The sequence below is a fragment of the Candidatus Latescibacter sp. genome (genome assembly GCA_030692375.1).
Classification (GTDB): domain Bacteria; phylum Latescibacterota; class Latescibacteria; order Latescibacterales; family Latescibacteraceae; genus JAUYCD01.
On the sequence record JAUYCD010000132.1, the window covers coordinates 1 to 18928 of the forward strand.

16 protein-coding genes are annotated in these 18928 nt (G+C 52.6%); 9 read left to right on the forward strand and 7 right to left on the reverse strand.

The features are described 5' to 3' along the window. Positions 1-369: 369 nt before the first annotated feature. Both Q8O92_08055 and Q8O92_08060 read right to left on the reverse strand, forming a co-directional pair. Positions 370-639: a twin-arginine translocase TatA/TatE family subunit gene (locus Q8O92_08055; GenBank protein MDP2983266.1), complete on the reverse strand. Its 270-nt coding sequence runs from the start codon at positions 637-639 to the stop codon at positions 370-372. A gap of 415 nt (positions 640-1054) precedes the next feature. After that, complete coding sequence (locus tag Q8O92_08060; protein MDP2983267.1) at positions 1055-3589, reverse strand: SAM-dependent methyltransferase; 2535 nt, start codon at positions 3587-3589, stop codon at positions 1055-1057. 314 nt (positions 3590-3903) lie between these two features. On the opposite strand from Q8O92_08060, the gene Q8O92_08065 reads away from it, so the two are divergent. The 8 genes from Q8O92_08065 to Q8O92_08100 all read left to right on the forward strand — a co-directional run bounded on the left by Q8O92_08065 (position 3904) and on the right by Q8O92_08100 (position 13761). Beyond that, positions 3904-4920, forward strand: a complete 1017-nt coding sequence (locus tag Q8O92_08065) for a uroporphyrinogen decarboxylase family protein (GenBank protein MDP2983268.1) — start codon at positions 3904-3906, stop codon at positions 4918-4920. A gap of 269 nt (positions 4921-5189) precedes the next feature. After that, entirely contained in the window at positions 5190-5807 is a 618-nt protein-coding gene (locus Q8O92_08070) for a hypothetical protein (protein ID MDP2983269.1), read from the forward strand. Positions 5808-5915: 108 nt separating this feature from the next. Next, entirely contained in the window at positions 5916-6974 is a 1059-nt protein-coding gene (pstS, locus tag Q8O92_08075; protein ID MDP2983270.1) for a phosphate ABC transporter substrate-binding protein PstS, read from the forward strand. Positions 6975-7151: 177 nt separating this feature from the next. Then, a complete protein-coding gene (gene pstC, locus Q8O92_08080) occupies positions 7152-8093 on the forward strand; it encodes a phosphate ABC transporter permease subunit PstC (GenBank protein ID MDP2983271.1) in 942 nt (313 codons plus the stop codon). Continuing rightward, positions 8090-8932, forward strand: coding sequence for a phosphate ABC transporter permease PstA (gene pstA / locus Q8O92_08085; GenBank protein ID MDP2983272.1), 843 nt, complete (start codon positions 8090-8092; stop codon positions 8930-8932). The genes pstC and pstA overlap by 4 nt, the downstream gene beginning before the upstream one ends. A gap of 50 nt (positions 8933-8982) precedes the next feature. After that, on the forward strand, positions 8983-9777 hold the full coding sequence (gene pstB, locus Q8O92_08090) for a phosphate ABC transporter ATP-binding protein PstB (protein ID MDP2983273.1): 795 nt from the start codon (positions 8983-8985) through the stop codon (positions 9775-9777). Positions 9778-9896: 119 nt separating this feature from the next. Next, positions 9897-10595 carry a phosphate signaling complex protein PhoU gene (gene phoU / locus Q8O92_08095; protein ID MDP2983274.1) on the forward strand — a complete coding sequence of 233 codons (699 nt, stop codon included), beginning with the start codon at positions 9897-9899 and terminating at the stop codon, positions 10593-10595. A 31-nt stretch (positions 10596-10626) separates the two neighbouring features. Next, complete coding sequence (locus Q8O92_08100) at positions 10627-13761, forward strand: hypothetical protein (GenBank protein MDP2983275.1); 3135 nt, start codon at positions 10627-10629, stop codon at positions 13759-13761. A gap of 322 nt (positions 13762-14083) precedes the next feature. Here Q8O92_08100 and Q8O92_08105 read toward each other — a convergent pair whose 3' ends face one another. From Q8O92_08105 to Q8O92_08115, 3 genes are all read right to left on the reverse strand, one after another. Continuing rightward, positions 14084-14302: a type II toxin-antitoxin system HicB family antitoxin gene (locus Q8O92_08105; GenBank protein MDP2983276.1), complete on the reverse strand. Its 219-nt coding sequence runs from the start codon at positions 14300-14302 to the stop codon at positions 14084-14086. Between the two features lie 254 nt (positions 14303-14556). After that, positions 14557-15699 carry a galactonate dehydratase gene (gene dgoD / locus Q8O92_08110; GenBank protein ID MDP2983277.1) on the reverse strand — a complete coding sequence of 381 codons (1143 nt, stop codon included), beginning with the start codon at positions 15697-15699 and terminating at the stop codon, positions 14557-14559. Between the two features lie 156 nt (positions 15700-15855). After that, positions 15856-17025, reverse strand: coding sequence for an NAD(P)/FAD-dependent oxidoreductase (locus tag Q8O92_08115; protein ID MDP2983278.1), 1170 nt, complete (start codon positions 17023-17025; stop codon positions 15856-15858). Between the two features lie 538 nt (positions 17026-17563). Here Q8O92_08115 and Q8O92_08120 point away from each other — a divergent pair. Then, the gene (locus Q8O92_08120) at positions 17564-18424 is read left to right on the forward strand and encodes a glycerophosphodiester phosphodiesterase family protein (protein ID MDP2983279.1); all 861 of its coding nucleotides are present in this window, start codon (positions 17564-17566) and stop codon (positions 18422-18424) included. 27 nt (positions 18425-18451) lie between these two features. On the opposite strand, the gene Q8O92_08125 is transcribed toward Q8O92_08120, so the two are convergent. Both Q8O92_08125 and Q8O92_08130 read right to left on the reverse strand, forming a co-directional pair. Further along, the gene (locus Q8O92_08125) at positions 18452-18685 is read right to left on the reverse strand and encodes an SHOCT domain-containing protein (GenBank protein ID MDP2983280.1); all 234 of its coding nucleotides are present in this window, start codon (positions 18683-18685) and stop codon (positions 18452-18454) included. A 16-nt stretch (positions 18686-18701) separates the two neighbouring features. Continuing rightward, on the reverse strand, positions 18702-18928 hold a 227-nt coding region (locus Q8O92_08130), incomplete at its 5' end, for a hypothetical protein (protein ID MDP2983281.1).

Genomic DNA, 18928 nt, shown 5'->3' on the forward strand with positions numbered 1-18928 from the left:
CTGGTCCATGAAGCATTTGTCCGGCGCCTTGAAATCCTTCTTGAACGAGATGTCGATCTTTTTCTCCTGGGCTGCTCCGCCCGCTGCCATGACCGCGCCAGCGCCGAGCGCCGCCGCTCCGCTAACGAACTCACGCCGTGATATCTTTCCCTTCATGCTCTCTCCCGTGACAGGGTTAGTGGCTTTTCAGTTTCGTTGGGATACATTGTACCAAACAGTGGAGGGAAAGTCAAGCACCTTTAAAAGTCGCCGGAACGGGAAGAAAGAGAAGCTGCCTTGCGGGATATTCATAATGAAGGGATAGAAAATCTTTCTTTAAAAATTGTAACACTGAAGCTATGGGTGGCGGTATGAAGAGCTTTGTTTTCCTTATCCCTCTTTTTTGTCATCAGGATTAGTTTGATCGGCGGTCTCGCGCGGTCTGTCGGATATTCTCTGGTCTTTTCGCTCATTCCTGACCGGGGGATTTTTGGAATTGAGATCTGTATCAGATTCATTGGGTACATCTCTCAAAGCTTTCTTGAACTCCGATATTCCCTTGCCGATTCCATGAGCAATCTCCGGTATTCTTTTCGCTCCGAAAACAAGCAGAATAACAAAAATAACTAATACAATTTCCATCGGTCCGAATCCGAACATATTTTACCTCCTCAATGTATGAAATCCCGGTATGCAGGTACGCTTTCAGTAAATATATTTTGGTCCAGGCGCGCACAATGACTATGATGGTGAAAATATTAATCTATAGAGGCATTTGCAGAAGTCGTTTTATAAGTAAAAAAGAAGGCAAATTGTTAACTACAGCCCCCTATCCCTCTATCCCTTTCCCCCGAAGGGGGCAAGGGAAGTAGTTGCTCCACAGCAGTTTCCTGCCCCCTTCGGGGGAAGGATGTCCGAAGGACAGGAAGGGGGCTGCTTCCAACAATCTCGACTTATGCAATTGGCTCTATAGCTAGCAACCCAGTGGTTAGACGAACATAATGAAGTTTATATCCCGGTTTATACATGACAACATATTATATTGAGTAATTATTTAAGTCATCATGTATGATGTTCAATATTTTAAATCGGCTGCATTCACCAGTTCAAGAATGCTCAGGTCTGAGCCGTTGAATATATCATAGGGAAACGAGTAATACAAGAGTATTTCATCGAATATCTCCCCGCTCATGAAATAGTTCGCGCCCATCCCTGCAAGGTACTGAAGCCGCAGGTTCCGGTCGGTGTTAATCTGTGCGTCCTGCACCCATTTCTCCAGTTTGGGAGCGTACCCGGCGAATGTGCTGAACAGATTGACAGCAGATTGAAATCCCACTTCTTTGAGCGACTGCACTACCGGAAGGAATTCCGGGCTGTCCAGCCGCTGCTGCACTTTATCCACATCGATCTGTATCGGCCCCGCCTTACCAAACAGGACAGCGTCGTATCCCCCCTCAAAGGTATCGTTGCTCCAGATTATCCCCTCCGGGAATACCCTGAAAAAAGTGGCTATCAGGCTTTTTATGGCCTCCGGGGAACACTGATAGAACGGAATCCAGATCGCCATCACTCCGCCCGGATTGAGGTGCTCACGGCACATTGCGAAGTACTCTTCCGTGTAGAGAGCGGCGCTGCCTTTGATCCACGGATCAACGGGGTCGGAGGTGATGATGTCGAATTTTTCGCGGGTCGTCTGTACAAAATGACGGCCATCGTCAATAATTACTTCGGTGCGCGGATCATTCACCACACCATAGTTCTCCCTTTCGAACTGCGGCGCCACGAATGCCGGGACCAGCTTTTCGATTTCGCAGATAACGATGCGTTCGATGCTCGGATAGAGGACGAACGTTCCAGCGGTGACCCCGGCGCCGCACGCTACAACCAGGACGGATCGGGGGTTATCATGTGTGAGCGCCGAAATATGCCCCAGCATGCGCTGCAGGCGCATGTCATCCGCATGACTCGAGGCCTGCACCTTTCCTGCGGCGTGGAAGTTGCGCACGCCATCTCTCCTCTTGGTCACCACCACCGATTCGCTCATACCTTCTCCGAAAAAAGTGCAATATACATCCGGTTTGCCGTCAATAGTCGGAATGTCCTCTTCCCAGGTGATTCCCGGGGCCAGCCGGTGGGTCCAGGTCGAGAGATAGCGGCCGTAAGCAGCTATCCCCCAGGGAGTTTCCGGGATATTCCAGGCGAGAACGATTGTCAGCCCTGCCACGGCGAGCGCTGTGACGAGACGGGGCGCCGGTATCCTGGACAGCCGGACGGACGATATATGCGCGCCGGCCGGCCAAAGCAGCGGAGCGAACATACCAAGCGCCGCCAAACCGGACAGTATAATCATCAGCCGTTGGGCCTGCTGGGTTCCCATATGGGGGATGACCAGCATGCTGAATCCAAGAGCCCCGATGATCGCGCCGAACGTATTGGCGGCGTAAATCTCACCGACCAGCCGCCCCGGCTCCTTTCCGCGTGAAGGGACCGATGCCAGCGCCAGCGGGAAACTCGCCCCCCAGAGTACAGCGGCGGGCAGGATGGCCGCAAGACACCCCAGCAGGTCAAACAGGAAGGTATGCCAGGGGTTTGGCGAGTGTAGAGGGTCGATCGGCCAATATGGCAGGGAGTGGGTGATGGCGTATGCAACGAAAGCTATTGCCGCGGTAAGCAGCAACTGGCACCAGCCCAGGGCCATACGCGGACGGTCTATCTTTCGTATCAGAAACGACGCGGCGCTGCTGCCGATCCCCAGACCTATCAGGAACACCGCCAGGATGATGGAAAATGTATATACCGTACCGCCCAACAAAAGCGACAAGAGACGGGTCCAGACCACCTCGGCGCCCAAAGCGCAGAGTCCCGAGAGCGCAATTACGAAATATACCAGTTTAACCCCGTGCACACCGACAGGTTGTTCCTGCAATGGGGCTGAGACAGGCGCCCTGTACTGCGTCCGCGATGCAAGCAGGATACCAGCCGAGGCCACGGCTATATTGATGAAAACAGCCACACAGGTCGCGATCGCTATATCGAACACCCTGAGCAGGAAAAAACCCGCCAGCAGACAGCCAAAGACCGCCCCTGCTATGTTTCCGCCGTAAAAAAAGCCAAGCCACGATACACCACGCGGAGTCATCTCGACCCAGCGGGCGATGGTCGGAAGCGTCGCTCCCATAAGAAGGGTCGGGGGCAGCAAACACACCGAGCAGACCGCGCTGCGCAGCAGTATCCATGCGAACCCGCGGCCAACGAATTCGATATACAGCCGGTCGATATACGGCATGCCGAAAAGCACCGCGATCCCGATAATTCCGATTCCCATCTCAAGCAGGGCGTACACGCGAAGGGGGTGCGCCTTCGTAGAGATCAGGCGCGGCAGGGCAATGCTCCCAAGGAACATGCCGCCCATGTAGGTTCCCAGGAGCACCCCAAGCGACAGCGCGGACAAGCCGATAACCAATTGAAGCATCTGGAACCAGACGATTTCATATATCAACGCAGCACAGCCGCTTCCGAAAAACAGTACTATCAGATACGGGAGATACTGCCGGTCTTGCGATGGCAGCGCAGTACGTTCGAGTCCTTGTTCATTCATTACGTCAGTCATCGCTCAGTTTGCACCTTCAATTGGATTAAATCCATAAATTCAAAAAAAGAAAATAGCATGCCCGCTCAGATTTTCCAAAGTATAAAAAAAACAGTTGATTATGCCGCAATCCTTACCTTTATTTTAACCAAGGGGTAACTCTAAAGAAAGCATTTTCTCTCTGTAAGCCGCAAAACTACAGCCACAAAGTATGTATAAGTATTTGTTTAAAAATAAGTTGAGATAATACTTACGTAATTTTGTGAATAATTCGGGCTAATCTGAAGATTTCGTATAATCACTGGAGCAATATCGAAAGGTTATTTGAAAAAAAAATGCATACTGACAAAGAGTGGATAAGGACAGTATTGTCTCATCGGAAACCGGCGGCAATTCCCTATTATTTTGATTTTACCCCACCCGCCCGTGCGATGGTGGAAAGCTATTACGGGAGTCCGGCGGAAGACGTTTTAAGGTTTCCGATAAGAATGCGGAGTTGTACAACGATTAAACCGCTGTATGCGGACCCCGAAGTCTTTGGCGACCGTGCGAAAGATGAATGGGGCGTGATTTGGGCTACCAGTAAACTGGATCGGGGGGCACCCATTGGTCCTTGTCTCAGCGAGGCGAACCTTTCTTCTTATACCTTTCCGGACTATCGCGCCCAACACCGCTTCAAAGATATCGGGGATTGGTGTGAGCAAAACAAGGAACATTTTACCATTATCTGGGCGGGAAGGCTCTGGGAGAGGGCAACATTTATACGCGGCATGGAAAATATTCTCATGGACCTGGTTCTTAATCCTGCGTTCGTTGAGGAGCTTCTCCAGGGTATCGCAGATTATACTATCGGAACGATGAAAATTCTCTTTGAAAGGTTCGCATTCGACGGTATAGCCTTAAGCGACGATTATGGAATGCAAAAGTCGCTGCTGATGTCTCCTTCAGACTGGAGAAGATTTATTAAGCCGCACCTGGCAAAGATATACGATTTTGCCAAGACTCACGGCCGGATAGTTTTCCACCACTCGGATGGCAATATCCATGAAATAATCGGAGACCTGGTTGACCTGGGCTGTGATATATTGCATCCCATTCAATCCGAGGTAATGGATGTTTTCGCGCTGAAAAGGGAGTTTGGCCGGGATATTTCTTTTTGCGGAGGCGTCCGCACCCAGGACCTTCTTCCTCGAGGGAGACCCGAAGAGGTTCGGGATGAAGTCAGAAAGCTGAAACGTGAGCTGGGCAGAGGAGGCGGCTACATTTTCAGCAACGGGATCACCATTCAGGCCGATGTGCCTTTGGAAAATTTGATTGCCATGATTGATGAGGCGCGCAGGATTGAATATTAATCCGGTGATTAAATATACGATCTCATTCATGTAAAAAAAGATGCCGAAACAAGTTCGGCATGACCAGTGTCACCCTGAACTTGTCTGAACCTTGATTCGCATGATTTAGGGATTACCTTGATTTTTTGAATGATTCAACATGACAATCCTTGAACCCTTATAATCATGGTTCATACTTTTTTCTTTGTTTCCCCGATTCTTTTCAATTTCTAACATTTCTCTAACAATAGAAGCTTATGTTGGCAGAAGGGTAAAGAAGAATGTATCACTTGATCAACACCAATATTGACCAGATCCTGCAGTCGATAGAAAAGGATCATGTCCCGTATTATGACTATTTGATCCAGAACATTGACCGGCTTCAAACTCCAAGTTACCGAGCTGCTTACAAGAATTACTGGGGACTCTACGCAGCTCTTCTATCCGAGGATTTCTGTGGGGTTTACTTTGGCCAGCTTCAAGCCGGTTTGAGGGGCGGTATGCCTCAGATAGGTGCGCTCCTTAAGGAACTGTACAACACCCCAACTCATAAGAACGGGCGAAAGTCTCTGCAGTTCTCATTCTGCTCAAAACTCTGCCACATGGTAGACAGACAGACTCCAATATATGACAGCAGAATTCGCGATTTTTACTTCTTTACAGAGCCTGACCGGAAGCTTTCGTTACAGCAAAGAGTAAATGGATATGTGTACTTTCATGACTTTCTCATTGATGAGTATCACCGCGTGTTGATAGAAGGACTACTCTCTCGGTCAATACAGGCGTTCAGACAGCGTTACAGGCCAAAGCATTTTACGGACATAAAGGTGATTGATTCGCTAATATGGGCCTTTACGAATCTATCTAAGAGTGGTGGGTTGTCTGATAGAAAAATCGTTTACTGCTAACAAATCGCTGCAGCGGATGGCCGCCGCTGAACTCCATTTGTTATCAATCTATACAATCAACAATATCGACCTCCCTTTTTTTTGATATATCAGTTCAGGAGACTTAAAATGAACATTTCTTCCATAAAATCCTTTGTCTTGCTCTTTGTTCTTTCGTGCTTTGTCTTTTTTTCCCCGCAGACGCCTGATGCCTGCGCCCAGAAACTCAACGGTGCCGGAGCAACGTTCCCTTATCCCTTGTATTCGCAGTGGGCATTCCGATACAATCAGATTACCCGCCTGGAGATCAACTACCAGTCCATCGGCTCCGGCGGCGGTATCCAGCAGATCAAGGCCAGGACAGTGGATTTCGGAGCATCGGACGCCCCGCTTACCAAAGAAGAGCTGGATAAGTCAGGACTCATACAGTTTCCCATGGTTATCGGCGGGGTGGTTCCCGTAGTCAATCTTCCGGGGATCAAACCGGGGCAGTTGAAACTCTCTCCCGAAACACTGTCCGGAATCTATCTAGGCAGGATAAAGATGTGGAATGACCCTTCCATCCGTGCAATAAATCCCGGTCTCGCTCTTCCAAACCGGGCCATTGCTGTAGTCCACCGTGCGGACGGTTCCGGAACAACCTGGATATTCACGAATTATCTCGACAAGGTGTCCCCGGAGTGGAAGAGCAAAGTGGGGACCGATAAGGCGGTTTCCTGGCCGGTCGGGGTTGCGGGAAAGGGAAATGAAGGAGTCGCCGCGTATGTTCAGCGGATCGTCGGCTCTATAGGGTATGTCGAATACGCCTATGCGCTGGTGAACAAGATGAATCACACCCTTCTTTTGAACAGCGCCGGTGATTTCGCAGCGCCTGCCATTGAAAGTTTCCAGGCGGCCGCTGCTAACGCGGACTGGAAGAACGCCCCCGGATTTTATATGGTGCTCACCAACCAGTCAGGGAAAGACAGTTGGCCGATCACGGGCGCTTCTTTCATTCTCCTGTACAAAGAGCAGAAGAACGCTGCGCCAGCGAAAGCCCTGCTCGGCTTCTTCGACTGGTGTTTCAGGCATGGCGAGAGCGAAGCCCGTAAGCTTAACTATGTTCCCCTGCCTCCGGCGCTCTTCAATCTGGTGGAGGAACAGTGGGCGAAAGAGATCCGGTCCGTCGGCCAGCAGGTTTGGAAATAAAGATGACCATATTTTGTTTCTTTTCAAAATAGATGGTCCGGCAAATGTTAAACCTCACCCCCTGTCCCCCTCTCCTAGTCAGGAGAGGGGGTAACTCATTATCTGCCTTGTTTTTACCCTCTCCTAATTAGGAGAGGGTGGCCGAAGGCCGGGTGAGGTTTGTGAAGAGATTAATCCATGGAATTAAACAAAGCACATCGGTATAACCGAACCCTGGATTATTTGTTCAAGGGAACCGCCGCATTCTTTGCACTGTTGATTTTCGCAATCATGATCGGCATTCTTCTCCAGCTCACGGAAAACTCTCTCCCCGCCATTAAAAAATTCGGTTTTCCCTTTCTGATTTCCCAGGAATGGAATCCGGTCAGCGGAAAATTCGGAGCGGCAAGCAGCATGTACGGTACCCTGGTTTCGACTGTCATAGCGATGGTTCTGGCAGTGCCGCTGAGTCTGGTCATCGCTCTCTTTCTCGTGGAGCTGGCCCCGCCTCTGATCAGCCGCCTGGTGGGAAACGCCATCGAGCTTCTGGCCGCCATTCCCAGCATCATCTATGGGATGTGGGGGCTGTTCGTGTTTGCCCCTTTCATGGAGAAACACATCCAGATTCCCCTGCAGGAGCATTTTGGATTCATCCCTCTTTTCCGGGGGCCTCCCATGGGCATAGGAATGTTATCCGCGGGGATCATTCTCGCCCTTATGGTGCTTCCTTTCATCTGCGCGGTCATGCGCGATGTATTCAGGATGGTTCCTTCGGTGGTGAAAGAAGCCGCATACGGGATGGGTTCGACTACCTGGGAGGTCACCCGCAAGGTAACCGTCAGTTACGGGATCCAGGGACTTTTGGGCGCTACTTTTCTCGGCCTGGGGCGCGCCATCGGGGAAACCATGGCGGTGACTTTTGTGATCGGCAACAGCCATTCGATCTCCCCTTCCCTCTTCGAGGCAGGAAATACCATCGCCTCCACCCTGGCTAATGAATTCACAGAAGCAGACGATCCCATCTATCTGAGTGCTCTTGTAGCGCTGGGCCTGGCGCTCTACCTTATCACTTTCATCATCCAGATTATCGCGCATTACTGGCTGAAACGCATCCGCCGGAGCATGGGAGGCGGTTTATGACCATGAAAACTTCCCGCAACCGTAAAATACTTGACCTTTTTATGAAAATCGTTTCCGGCCTGGCCTCACTGATCGGCATCATATTCCTGGCCTGGATTCTGTTTGAAGTTGTACGGAAAGGCGCTGGCGCGCTGCATGTATCCTTCTTCACCCAGTTGACTTCTCCCGCCGGAGTGGCGGGAGGAGTGGCCAATGCGATTTTAGGAACATTTCTGATTACCATCCTGGCTGCTGCCCTGGGGGTCCCGACCGGACTTTTTGCCGGAGTTTACCTTTCAGAATTCGGAAGATACACCCGTTTGGGTTCGCTGGTGCGTTTTTCGATCAATGTGATGATGGGGGTGCCATCCATCATTGTGGGATTGTTTGTCTATACGATCCTCGTTCTGCCGTTCGGACATTTTTCGGGGTATGCGGGAGCGGTCGCCCTGGCCATCATCATGATGCCTGTGGCGTCCCGTACCACCGAGGATATGCTGAACCTCGTCCCCAATGCCTTGCGGGAGTCCGCTCTGGCTCTGGGCGCCCCAAGGTGGCGCACCACCCTTGGTATCGTTTTCCGGGCTGCGAAAACGGGACTGATCACCGGGGTTCTCCTGGCTGTGGCACGGGTCAGCGGGGAAACAGCGCCCCTTTTGTTTACCTCCATGAGCAGCCAGTACTGGCCCAGGAGCCTGAACGAACCGACCGCCAATCTGACGATAACCATTTACAATTATGCAATGTCGCCCTATGCCGACTGGCAGGAGAAAGCCTGGGGGGCTTCGCTTCTCATCATGACAGGGGTATTGATTTTGACAATTGTGGCTCGTATTCTTGTGAAGGAGGCAAAGAGATGAACTTTGCCCGTGACGAGAAGAAGGAACAGATTGTACAGCGGCGTTCTGAAATGCCTGATTCCGGGGCTGATCCAGGCCAGGCCGCTTCCCTGAACTACAAAATTTCTACCAGGAATCTTTCTTTTCACTATGGGGTGCACCAGGCCCTTTACGACAACAATCTGAATGTTGCCACCTCGAAGGTAACCGCCATAATCGGCCCTTCCGGGTGCGGGAAATCCACTCACATCCGGGTATACAACCGCATCTACGAGCTCTACCGCGACCAGAGAGCGACCGGCGAAGTCCTCCTGGACGGCCGGAACATACTCTCCCCTGAAGTGGATATTATCGAACTGAGGAGAAAAGTGGGCATGATTTTTCAGAAACCGACTCCCTTCCCCATGAGTATATACGATAATGTGGCGTATGGATTGAGGCTGCACTATAATCTTTCCAAAAGCGGGATGGTGGAGCGGGTGAAAAAAGCCCTGGTTAACGCCGCGCTCTGGGAAGAAGTCAAAGACAAGCTGGACAAACCGGGAATAGCCCTTTCAGGAGGCCAGCAGCAGCGTCTCTGTATCGCCCGGGCAATTGCAGTGGAGCCCGAGGTTCTCCTCATGGACGAGCCTACCTCGGCCATCGACCCGGTGGCCACCGCTAAAATAGAGGAGCTTATCGCCGTTTTGAAAGAACGGTATACCATTGTCATTGTGACGCATAACATGCAGCAGGCGGCCCGTATTTCCGATTTCACCGCATTTTTCTATGAAGGGTACATTATAGAATTCGGAGAAACAAGGCAGATATTCACCAATCCCAGAAAGAAGCAGACGGAAGATTATATCACCGGAAGATTCGGATAAATAATAAAAATCCGAGTATGTCTTTAGATAAGAGTGATGATCATATATAAAGATGCCGAAACAAGTTCGGCATGACACGTGTCATCCTGAACTCGTTTCAGGATCTAAGGGAGGAACTCATGATTCGTCTTTTACAGCGTGAGATAGACAAGCTCAAGAAACATATCCTTGAGCTGGGCGCAGTGGTGGAGGAGAGGGTGCGCATGGCAGTTAAATCTGTTGAGGAAAGCGACGCCGCCCTGGCCCGTAAGGTCATCATGGGTGATATCGAGATAGATCACATGGAAGTCGATCTCGAGGAAGAATGCCTGAAAATCCTGGCGCTCTATCAGCCTGTGGCAATCGATCTCCGTTTCATCATTGCCGTGCTGAAAATCAACAACGACCTGGAGCGGCTGGGCGACCTTGCGGTGAATATCGCGGAGCGTGCAACCTGCCTGGATACCCGTGAAAAAAACGAGATTATCGAAGACCTCACCATCATGGCCGATAAAACTCAGCGCATGTTGAGGAATAGTCTCGACGCCCTGGTGAATCTCGACGACGCGCTCGCCCGTGAGGTGTGCGCCGCCGATGACGAGGTGGATTTGATCCACGCCAACCTGTTCACCAAGTTTGAAAAGGCGGTTCATGAGAATCCCGAACGCATCCAGTACTTCACCAATCTCATCGGTGTTTCACGAAACCTGGAGCGCATCGCCGATCATACAACCAATATCGCCGAGGATGTGATCTATATGAGCGTGGGAGAAATTGTCCGTCACCGTGGCGCCGAGTTCCGGTCGGCGGAAAAAAAACCTCCCGCATGCAGCACGTGATGCCATATACATATTAAACACAGGAGAATTTATGGAAACGGACAATGGGAGACGCCCACTCATCGATAGGGTCGGCATGGTCGCAGGTGCCTCCTTGGCGGTATTTATCCTCATGTGTGGAGCCTCGAAAGAGGTTTCCGCCGGTGTCTCGTTGATGCCTGACAAGAGCAAGGTTGTAACGGTTAAAAAAATGATCGTAACAGACTCCCGTGTTGTCCGGGGATTCCGCGGAACAACGGTAGACGGCACTCTGAAGAGCTATGACTTCCGGGGATACTTCAGCGAGTATCCCGATTCCCTGAGCGAGGGGTTCGACGCCAGTTCAGGGGTCGATTACGACTTCAACGATAACGACGGTCTCCATATCGCACTGAAGAAGGATTCGCGCTTCAACACAGTCGTCATCCGCGGCGGAGCATCGACCCACATGTATGCCGCCGCCAACTCGCTCATCGAACCATCGACGGTGCAACCGGTCTGTACCTTTACCGGTAAGGATGATGTTGAAACCATCCATTTAAATAAACCCGTGCGGACCTGTGCCGTTGATTTCTTCAAAGTAAAGGACGGGACGATTGCAGATCTCGCCTTTTTCATGGTGGAATCCAGCAGTAAGCAGGTAGGTACGGAACGGTGGGCGCCCACCACAGGAAACCCCGTCCTGACGGAGCCCGACACAAAGTTCGCCCCCGAGAGCGTGAAACGGGCGATCGACAGCCTCAATGACGGGGGAGCCAGTACGGTCGTTTCCCTCGAGCGAACGGATTCGGCTGGGACACCGGTCGATTTCACCGGTGGTCGCGCGGTTCACTTCGTGACACCACCGTTCAGCGCCGATGCGGGCCTCGAAGCGGTGACACTCTCGATGGACGTCTCCGGTGTGAGCAACGGTTTCACGTGCACCGCGGTGGTCCACGACCCCCTCGATCCGGCGCTCGATCTCCTCTGGTTCAGGTTCGACGGTGCAAAGGCTGGGACTTACCGTCTCGCGCTCGATTCTCCCGACCAGGTGCTGCTTCCCGGCACACAGATGTGGGTGACGCTCACCTTCGACAAGAACTGCCGCGTTTCTGGACCCGACGGGGGCGCACCGGAATTCGGCTTCAGGCACGTTCCGCGGGAGAAAGCCCTGCCCGAGGCGGTCGAGCATCGCAAATTTCTGTTGAAGACCCTGTTCGCCCTCCTGTCGGAGTGCAGGCCATGGGGCAGCTATCAAAAACAGGCACGCGACGAGTACTTCTCGATGAACATCTACGCGGCGCTCTGCCCGGAACTGTTCATGACGATCGACCGGTGCCACACGCTCGCCCCCGATGACGGCATGGTCAGGCAGTACCGCGAATGGGTTTTCGTCAGGCATCTCGAAAGCCTTTCCGATACCGGAGCTCCGCCCGCGCCGCCGTCGGAAGTACCGGCGTGGGCATGGTACCCGCGTCAGGCATGGCTTGAGACGCGGCGGATCGCGCAATGGTGGTTCGACCACCGCTCGGTACCGACCGGCGAGTTCGGCGGGAAGGTAGGCGACGACACCGACATGTACCAGCAGTTCGCAGACCTTCCCTTCCTGGAGAGAGGTGGAATAGGCGGGCAGGTCCTTGACGGCGGGGCACGTCTCGCGGAGCTGGTGGATAAAAAACACGTCCGGGACGGCATCAACCTCCTCATGTGCGATACGCTCCACGCCTATGAAGAGGGCATCAATCACACAGCCATCATGGCGCGGTGGTTCTATGGCGATCCGATCTATCTCGAACGGTGCATGGTCTCCGCGCGCAACATGGAAAAGTTGACTGTCGTAACCAGTGACGGACGCCGTCATTTCCGGGACCGGCGGAACATGGGTCACGATGACCTGACCTCGCCCCACGAACCGACTGTTGACGGTGCTGCCACGACGCTCATGTGGCATACGACCCTTCAGTTCGCCGACTACAACCGGAATCCTCTTGCGCTCAAAACCGTCCGGGAGTGGGCGGATTCCTGGCTCCGTTTCCTGAAGCCGGGGCAATGGGCAACCGACATTGAGGTCGCCACCGGCAAAGTGCTGGCATCATCGAAAGACAGTCCTTTAGACGGCGGGTACCGGACACAGGCGTGCGGATTTTCGTGGCTCTATGGTCTCACCGGCCAGGAGAAGTACCTTGAACCGTTCATGTATTACTACCGTCGCGGTGAATCGCCCGGACCGGCCGGAGATTTTCTCGGCGACGCTTATTCTCTCGGCCTTCTGAAATCGCTTCCTGCCGCTACGGTGGACAGGCTGGCGGAGAGGAACCCCGGTCTTGCCATTTTCCGCACCGGTGCCCCGTCACGGCTCATAGAGATGATCATCGGGAATCCCAAAAGCTCATCAGCGGTGATCACGAATCTCTACGACGCTATCCGCTGGCCCGACATGTACACATCTGCCGAACAGTTTGATGACCGTGTATTCACAAATATATCGATCAATGCCTCGAAGAGTTACCTTGGCGGCTTCTGCTATCGCAACAAATTCAACCCGACGCTCGCGGTGAGCTGGTCCGGCTTCGGCACCGACTACGCCGCCCTTGTAACAGACAACAGGGAAGACAGGTTCACTGTTCTCGTTTACAGCTATGCGGATGTCCCGTTGAAGGGAAGCATGCGCGTATGGAACCTCGAACACGGCCGATACCGGCTGACCGTAGGGCCCGACGTCAATGGCGACAAAGTGATGGAGGCTTCCGAACGCACGGAAATACTGGAACTGGCGAAGGCCGACGATATCCCCCTGACTATCAAGCCGAAGGCGGTGACGGTCATTCGGGTTGAACAGGTCGAAAAGCTGGAGCCGATCTTCACGCGGGCGGACCTGGCGATCGCCACACGGGAAGTATCGGTCGAGGAAACCTCGATACGGGGAACTGTCCACAACATCGGGTCATCCGCTGTGAACGATGTAATCCTCGCCGTTGTGGATGGAACGGGAGCGGTTATCGCGAAAAAATCTCTCGGTCGTCTCGACGCACCGCTCGACATGGTTCCCCGCACGATGAATTTCAGAATCGATCTCCCGCGCGCGCCCGAAAAGGGATGGAACCTGGTCCTCGATCCCGACCGTGCTGTTCCTGAGATATACGAGGGCAACAACACCGTGAATTTAGGTTCGCTGCCCGCAGCGGACTACCGCAAAGGATGGCGCTGAGCGGTTTTTTCAGGGTTGTATGACAAGAGAGTTTTTTTATACCAATTCTCTTTCAATCATTCAAATTCAGCCCCCTTCCTGTCCTTTGGACATCCTTCCCCAAAAGGGGGCAGGAATCGAATGTTTAAAAACGACTTCCCTTGCCCCCTTCGGGGGAAAGGGACCGAGGGATAGGGGGCTGCCTTAACAATGGTATTCTTTAACATTGATGACGATTTGGCATTATATCGTTAAGTCTTTCGCGCGATGAGCGTATCCAGATACCGGGATTTCATCTGACCCCCTGGTATCCTGATGGGTGAGTATGGTGCGCCATATGAGATCAGGCAATTTTATAAATCAGTGGACGGTAATTGGGCGCCGGTATCGGTTTTCCTCCGGCCCGGGCTGCTTCCAGCCATGCTTCTTTAGCTTTCAAAACCTCATGAACTGCCTCTTCCTGGGTTACGCCGAAAGCTGAACAATTCTTTAAATCAGGTATATCAGCAATATACCCCTTGTCTTCCTCGCTGTAAAATACATTGATATGATAATCTTTCATTCCTCGACCTCCATCTTTAATGATCCTGCAAAAAGTCAGTTGTACATTCTTTTCTGGTTATTAAACCTCACCCCCTGTCCCCCTCTCCTAGTCAGGAGAGGGGGTAACTCATTGCTGGCTAAGTTTTTACCCTCTCCTAATTAGGAGAGGGTGGCCAAAGGCCGGGTGAGGTTTTCGTCAATTCTGAGAGCTGTTTAATACTTTTTGCCAAATCATCATCCTTCATCTTTTTGGAAGCTGGGACCGTGCTGCGCTCATATAATCCCCGGCAGCCCATCTTGGTTATACCGGAAAGGGCGGTGCCATTCTTTCGGCGGGTGCTTGGCCAGGCCGTCCTTGTTCAACTCGATGCCCAGCCCGGGCCTGTCGGGGATTTCAAGCCAGCCGTCCTTGAACTCCACCGGCCTGTCCACCACATCGAGCCGTTCAGCACTGTCGTCGGGCAGGTATTCGAGAATGAGGAAATTGGGGATGGCCGCGGAGAGATGCACACTGGCCGCAGTCGCTACAGGCCCCATAGGATTGTGCGGCGCCAGGGGGACATAGTACGATTCGGCCACGGCGGCGATTTTCTTCATCTCGGTTATCCCGCCGGCGATGCAGATGTCCGGCTGGATGATGGAGGCGGCCTCACGGTTCAGAAGCTCCCGGAACTCCCATTTCGTATAGAGCATTTCGCCGGTGGCGACCGGAATGGAGGTGCTGCGGGCTACCTGGGCGAGGGCGTCCATATTCTCGGGCCGCGTGGGCTCTTCCAGAAACATCGGGCGATACGGTTCCAGGACATTCGCCGCCTCGATAGCCTGGTACAGAGTAGGGATCGCAGCGTGGAAGTCCACTGCAATGTCTATGTCCGGCCCCAGGATTTCACGGATCGCGCGCATCCGTTTTTCACCTTCGCGGACCATGCTGTTCCAGGGAGGGATGGATTCCCCGCAGAACAGGGGAAAGCATTTCACCGCAGTATATCCGTACTTTTCCACTATCTTTTTCCCATGCTCGGCGATTTCTTTGGGTGAATTTCCGGAAGCGTGGCCGTAGGTTCGTATCCTGTCCCGGCATTTTCCGCCGAGAAGCGCCCAGACCGGCAGTCCGGCGGCTTTCCCCTTGATATCCCAGAGGGCAATATCGATTCCGGAGAGCGCCGACATCAGAATCAGTCCCCCGGGGAAACGGCTGAAATTGTACATCATCTGCCAGAGCCGCTCGCTCTCGCGGGGGTCTTTCCCGATCAGCCATGACTCGAAATGTTTTACCGTGGCGGCGACCGCTTCATCCGGTCCGACCGAATATGCTTCCCCGATGCCGGTGAGACCCTCGTCTGTGACCACCTCGATGAAGATGAGATTACGGTGCGCTTCCTTGCTGAACCAGGTGTTTATGGCGGAAATCTGCATGTTTGAAGTATCCTTTCTTTACAAAGAAAAGAATTTGACCCGTTTCGATAATAGACCCTGAAACAAGTTCAGGGTGACCTGTGACCCGGCTTCGAATAATGTCATGCCGAACTTGATTCGGCATCTATTTCAAAAACAGATAATTTACGATTGAATTTAAAACACCACTCTTGCCAATAAAAGCAAAAACTGCGGCTGAGAGGCCAGGGCGGACATGAGCACGCGGACCGGGGTCCGCTTATCCACGGGGATTTCTATCAGCTCGTGAGCCAGGGAGTTGAACCGCTCGTCAGGCAGATTCAGGATGCCTTCCTTCAGGCGGTAAAACCGACGGTTCATGTCGCCAAACCGTTCATTGCAGCGTTTTACATACGGCCTGAGTGCGGCTTCCGCAGCATCCCCCATTTTCAGCGCAGCGAGAGCAGTCTCCCCGGCAATACGGCCGGCAATCATGCCGTTGATGATGCCCCCGCCGGTGATGGGATTGGCCATGTGCGCCGCATCGCCGCACACCATCACCCCATCGGCGATCATTTTTTTTATCCCGCCGGTGCAGGGCACGCCTCCTATAGTCCGTGAAACCACCGCCGCAGCAGGGAAGTACTTTGCCAGGAATGCATCGAGATACTGAAAAGGCCTTTTCCCCAGGGCAAAATCCCCGGCAATGCCCAGACCCACATTCGCTGTTCCCTTCCCCTTGGGAAAGAGCCATGCATATCCCCGGGGTGCAAACTCATTCGTGAAATACATTCTGAACATGTTCGGCTCGAAGTCGATGCCGGCAAGGGTAACCTGGGCGCAGGTCTCCATATCGTGGGGGTTTACGCTTGTTTCCAATCCCGCCCAGCGCGCGGCGCGGGATTCTACTCCATCGGCGGCAACCACTACCCGCGCCCGTACATCCCACTTTCGATCACAATTCGAAAGAGATACCGTCCGGAAACCTCCGTCATAGCCGGACATTCCCACCGCCTCCACTGCGGTCAAGACCTTGGCGCCTTTCCCGGCGGCTTCCTGGGCGATCATCCGGTCGAAGACGAGGCGTTCGAGAATATACCCCTTACCCCCCCCGGCGGCCATCTCTACCTTCGTGCCGTCCGGCGCGACAAGGCAGTACGATTCGATCTCTGCCGCAACCCATTCGGGCCGGGGTGTGAAAAACTCGCTGAGACCTTTCTCGTCAACCCCCTCCGCGCACCGTACCGGGCTGCCGATCACCGGGTCGCGTTCCACCATGAGTGTCGCCAGTCCGCCTTCCGCCGCGGTCAGCGCCGCCATCGATCCGGCCGGTCCCCCTCCAATTACCACGACATCATATGTCTGCATAATCGTTGAATCTCCAGTAGTATATGGTTGTAAATACAATATAGTCAGAGGTAGTATGGTTTTCAAGGCGATAGATTATGGGGGGAAAAACAGGGAAGAATACTTTAATGATGCCACGGTTTTTAAGTGATCAGTTACATTCCCGCGATGGCCTGAATTTTTTTGAAGAAGTTGCTTTTTATACTGATTTGCTTTACATTTGTTAAGATGCATTTTTAAGAAGTGTTAGCAAACAATACATTAAACAGGTATGTTGCTAAGTAAGCCAGGGGTGATCATCCGAATGATTAATCCCCCCTGCCCCCCTTATTAAGGGGGGAAAAAGAAAATTGTTCCTGTTATTATGTAAACATTTATTAGGATTTGACAGAACCCTCTCCCTAAATTCCCCCCTTAATAGGGGGGGATGCCGAAGGCAGGGGGGATCTATAAAGATACAGGAGCACTCAATTTCTCTCATTTACTATATGTTGCTGACTTAACGACATAACCGCAATACATTATTTACCTCTCCACTTCGAGAAAGGACCTCAATTCCATGAAAAAAGTAAACGCCTCTCTCTTTACTTTTGCGATGTATTTTGCGGTATCGGCCTCTCCTCTCCTGGCCACGGGAGTCTGCGCGCACCGCGGGGAGCACCGTACCGCTCCGGAGAACACGATTCCGGCTTTTATCGCGGCGGTGAAAATGGGGGTGCAGCAGATCGAATTCGATGTGCATTCCACCAAAGACGGCAAGATGATCATCATGCACGATGCCACGGTGGACCGCACCACGAACGGCAAGGGGAAGATTCTGGATATGACTTTCGATGAGGTTCGGGCGCTGGATGCGGGAAGCAAATTCGACAAGAAGTTCGCCGGAACGAAGGTTCCGATCCCGCGTGAAGCCCTGGAGGCGATCCCGCCCTCCATTATCTGCAATGTGCATATCAACGGCGGGCCTGAAACAGCCGCGGACGCCGCACGGCTCATCCGGGACATGGGCAGGCTCAAACAGTGTTTCCTGGCTATAAGTGAAAAGCGGCAAGAAGTGTGGATTGCAGCCAGGAAAGCGGTGCCCGGTATCATGATCTGCAAGGGCGCCCCTGCCGAAAAGGAACTGACCGAAGCCGCAGTATCCCTTGCCGATTCGAGCGATATTCCGAACCTGAGCGTAAAACAGCTTGCGGCGCAGAGGGTCGAATACATCCAGTTCTTTTACTGGAAGCCGGAACCTCCCGCAGTCGATTTTCTCAGGAATTCGGTGAACAAGCTCCACGAGATGGGGATCAAGGTCACCTACTGCTGCGGCGACAACGAGAAGATAATCCTGATGCTCATAGAGGCGGGGGTCGACTATATACTCACCGACGAAAATGCCCTCTGCCTGGAGCTTACCGGAAAGAAAAAGAAGTAAAACGCCGGGATGATTATCTCCCGGAACTCAGCTCATCAGGTCGCGCTTCATCTGTTCGAATTCTTCCTTTGAAATCTCTCCACGGGCATATCGTTTTTTCAGGATGTCGAGCGGAGTTTCCGAGGAAATAATACCTCCGCCCTTATGGGAGATATTCCTGATAATTACATAGGCCGCCCCGATAATTACAATCCAAAAGACAAGCATGAAAAAGCCCATAAACAAACCTCCCCATCCAAAGCCGTGCATACATCCCCACATAGGTAACCTCCTTGAATCAAACAGGCAGATGAAATTCCTCGCAGCAAAGCTTTGAGGTATCCAAAGCTGATCCCCCTGTCACCTCCGGTGACATCCCCCTTACTAAGATACTATGGTATACCCGATGGGGATTGACAGGGATAAAAAAAGAGGCTACCTTCCCAGAAAGGTTTTCGGATAAACCATAACCGACGTGGTCGCAGAGCGCCACAAGGAGAAAGGGAGGCAGCCTCATGAGAAAGA

Bases quoted from the DNA above. Each gene is read 5' to 3' on its own strand.
- Q8O92_08060 (MDP2983267.1), bottom strand. From the start codon at position 3,589: ATGACTGACGTAATGAATGAACAAGGACTCGAACGTACTGCGCTGCCA.
- phoU (MDP2983274.1), top strand. From the start codon at position 9,897: ATGATTCGTCTTTTACAGCGTGAGATAGACAAGCTCAAGAAACATATC.
- Q8O92_08125 (MDP2983280.1), bottom strand. From the start codon at position 18,685: ATGTGGGGATGTATGCACGGCTTTGGATGGGGAGGTTTGTTTATGGGC.
- Q8O92_08105 (MDP2983276.1), bottom strand. From the start codon at position 14,302: ATGAAAGATTATCATATCAATGTATTTTACAGCGAGGAAGACAAGGGG.
- Q8O92_08115 (MDP2983278.1), bottom strand. From the start codon at position 17,025: ATGCAGACATATGATGTCGTGGTAATTGGAGGGGGACCGGCCGGATCG.
- pstS (MDP2983270.1), top strand. From the start codon at position 5,916: ATGAACATTTCTTCCATAAAATCCTTTGTCTTGCTCTTTGTTCTTTCG.
- Q8O92_08100 (MDP2983275.1), top strand. From the start codon at position 10,627: ATGGAAACGGACAATGGGAGACGCCCACTCATCGATAGGGTCGGCATG.
- pstC (MDP2983271.1), top strand. From the start codon at position 7,152: ATGGAATTAAACAAAGCACATCGGTATAACCGAACCCTGGATTATTTG.
- pstB (MDP2983273.1), top strand. From the start codon at position 8,983: ATGCCTGATTCCGGGGCTGATCCAGGCCAGGCCGCTTCCCTGAACTAC.
- Q8O92_08120 (MDP2983279.1), top strand. From the start codon at position 17,564: ATGAAAAAAGTAAACGCCTCTCTCTTTACTTTTGCGATGTATTTTGCG.
- Q8O92_08065 (MDP2983268.1), top strand. From the start codon at position 3,904: ATGCATACTGACAAAGAGTGGATAAGGACAGTATTGTCTCATCGGAAA.
- pstA (MDP2983272.1), top strand. From the start codon at position 8,090: ATGACCATGAAAACTTCCCGCAACCGTAAAATACTTGACCTTTTTATG.
- Q8O92_08055 (MDP2983266.1), bottom strand. From the start codon at position 639: ATGTTCGGATTCGGACCGATGGAAATTGTATTAGTTATTTTTGTTATT.
- dgoD (MDP2983277.1), bottom strand. From the start codon at position 15,699: ATGCAGATTTCCGCCATAAACACCTGGTTCAGCAAGGAAGCGCACCGT.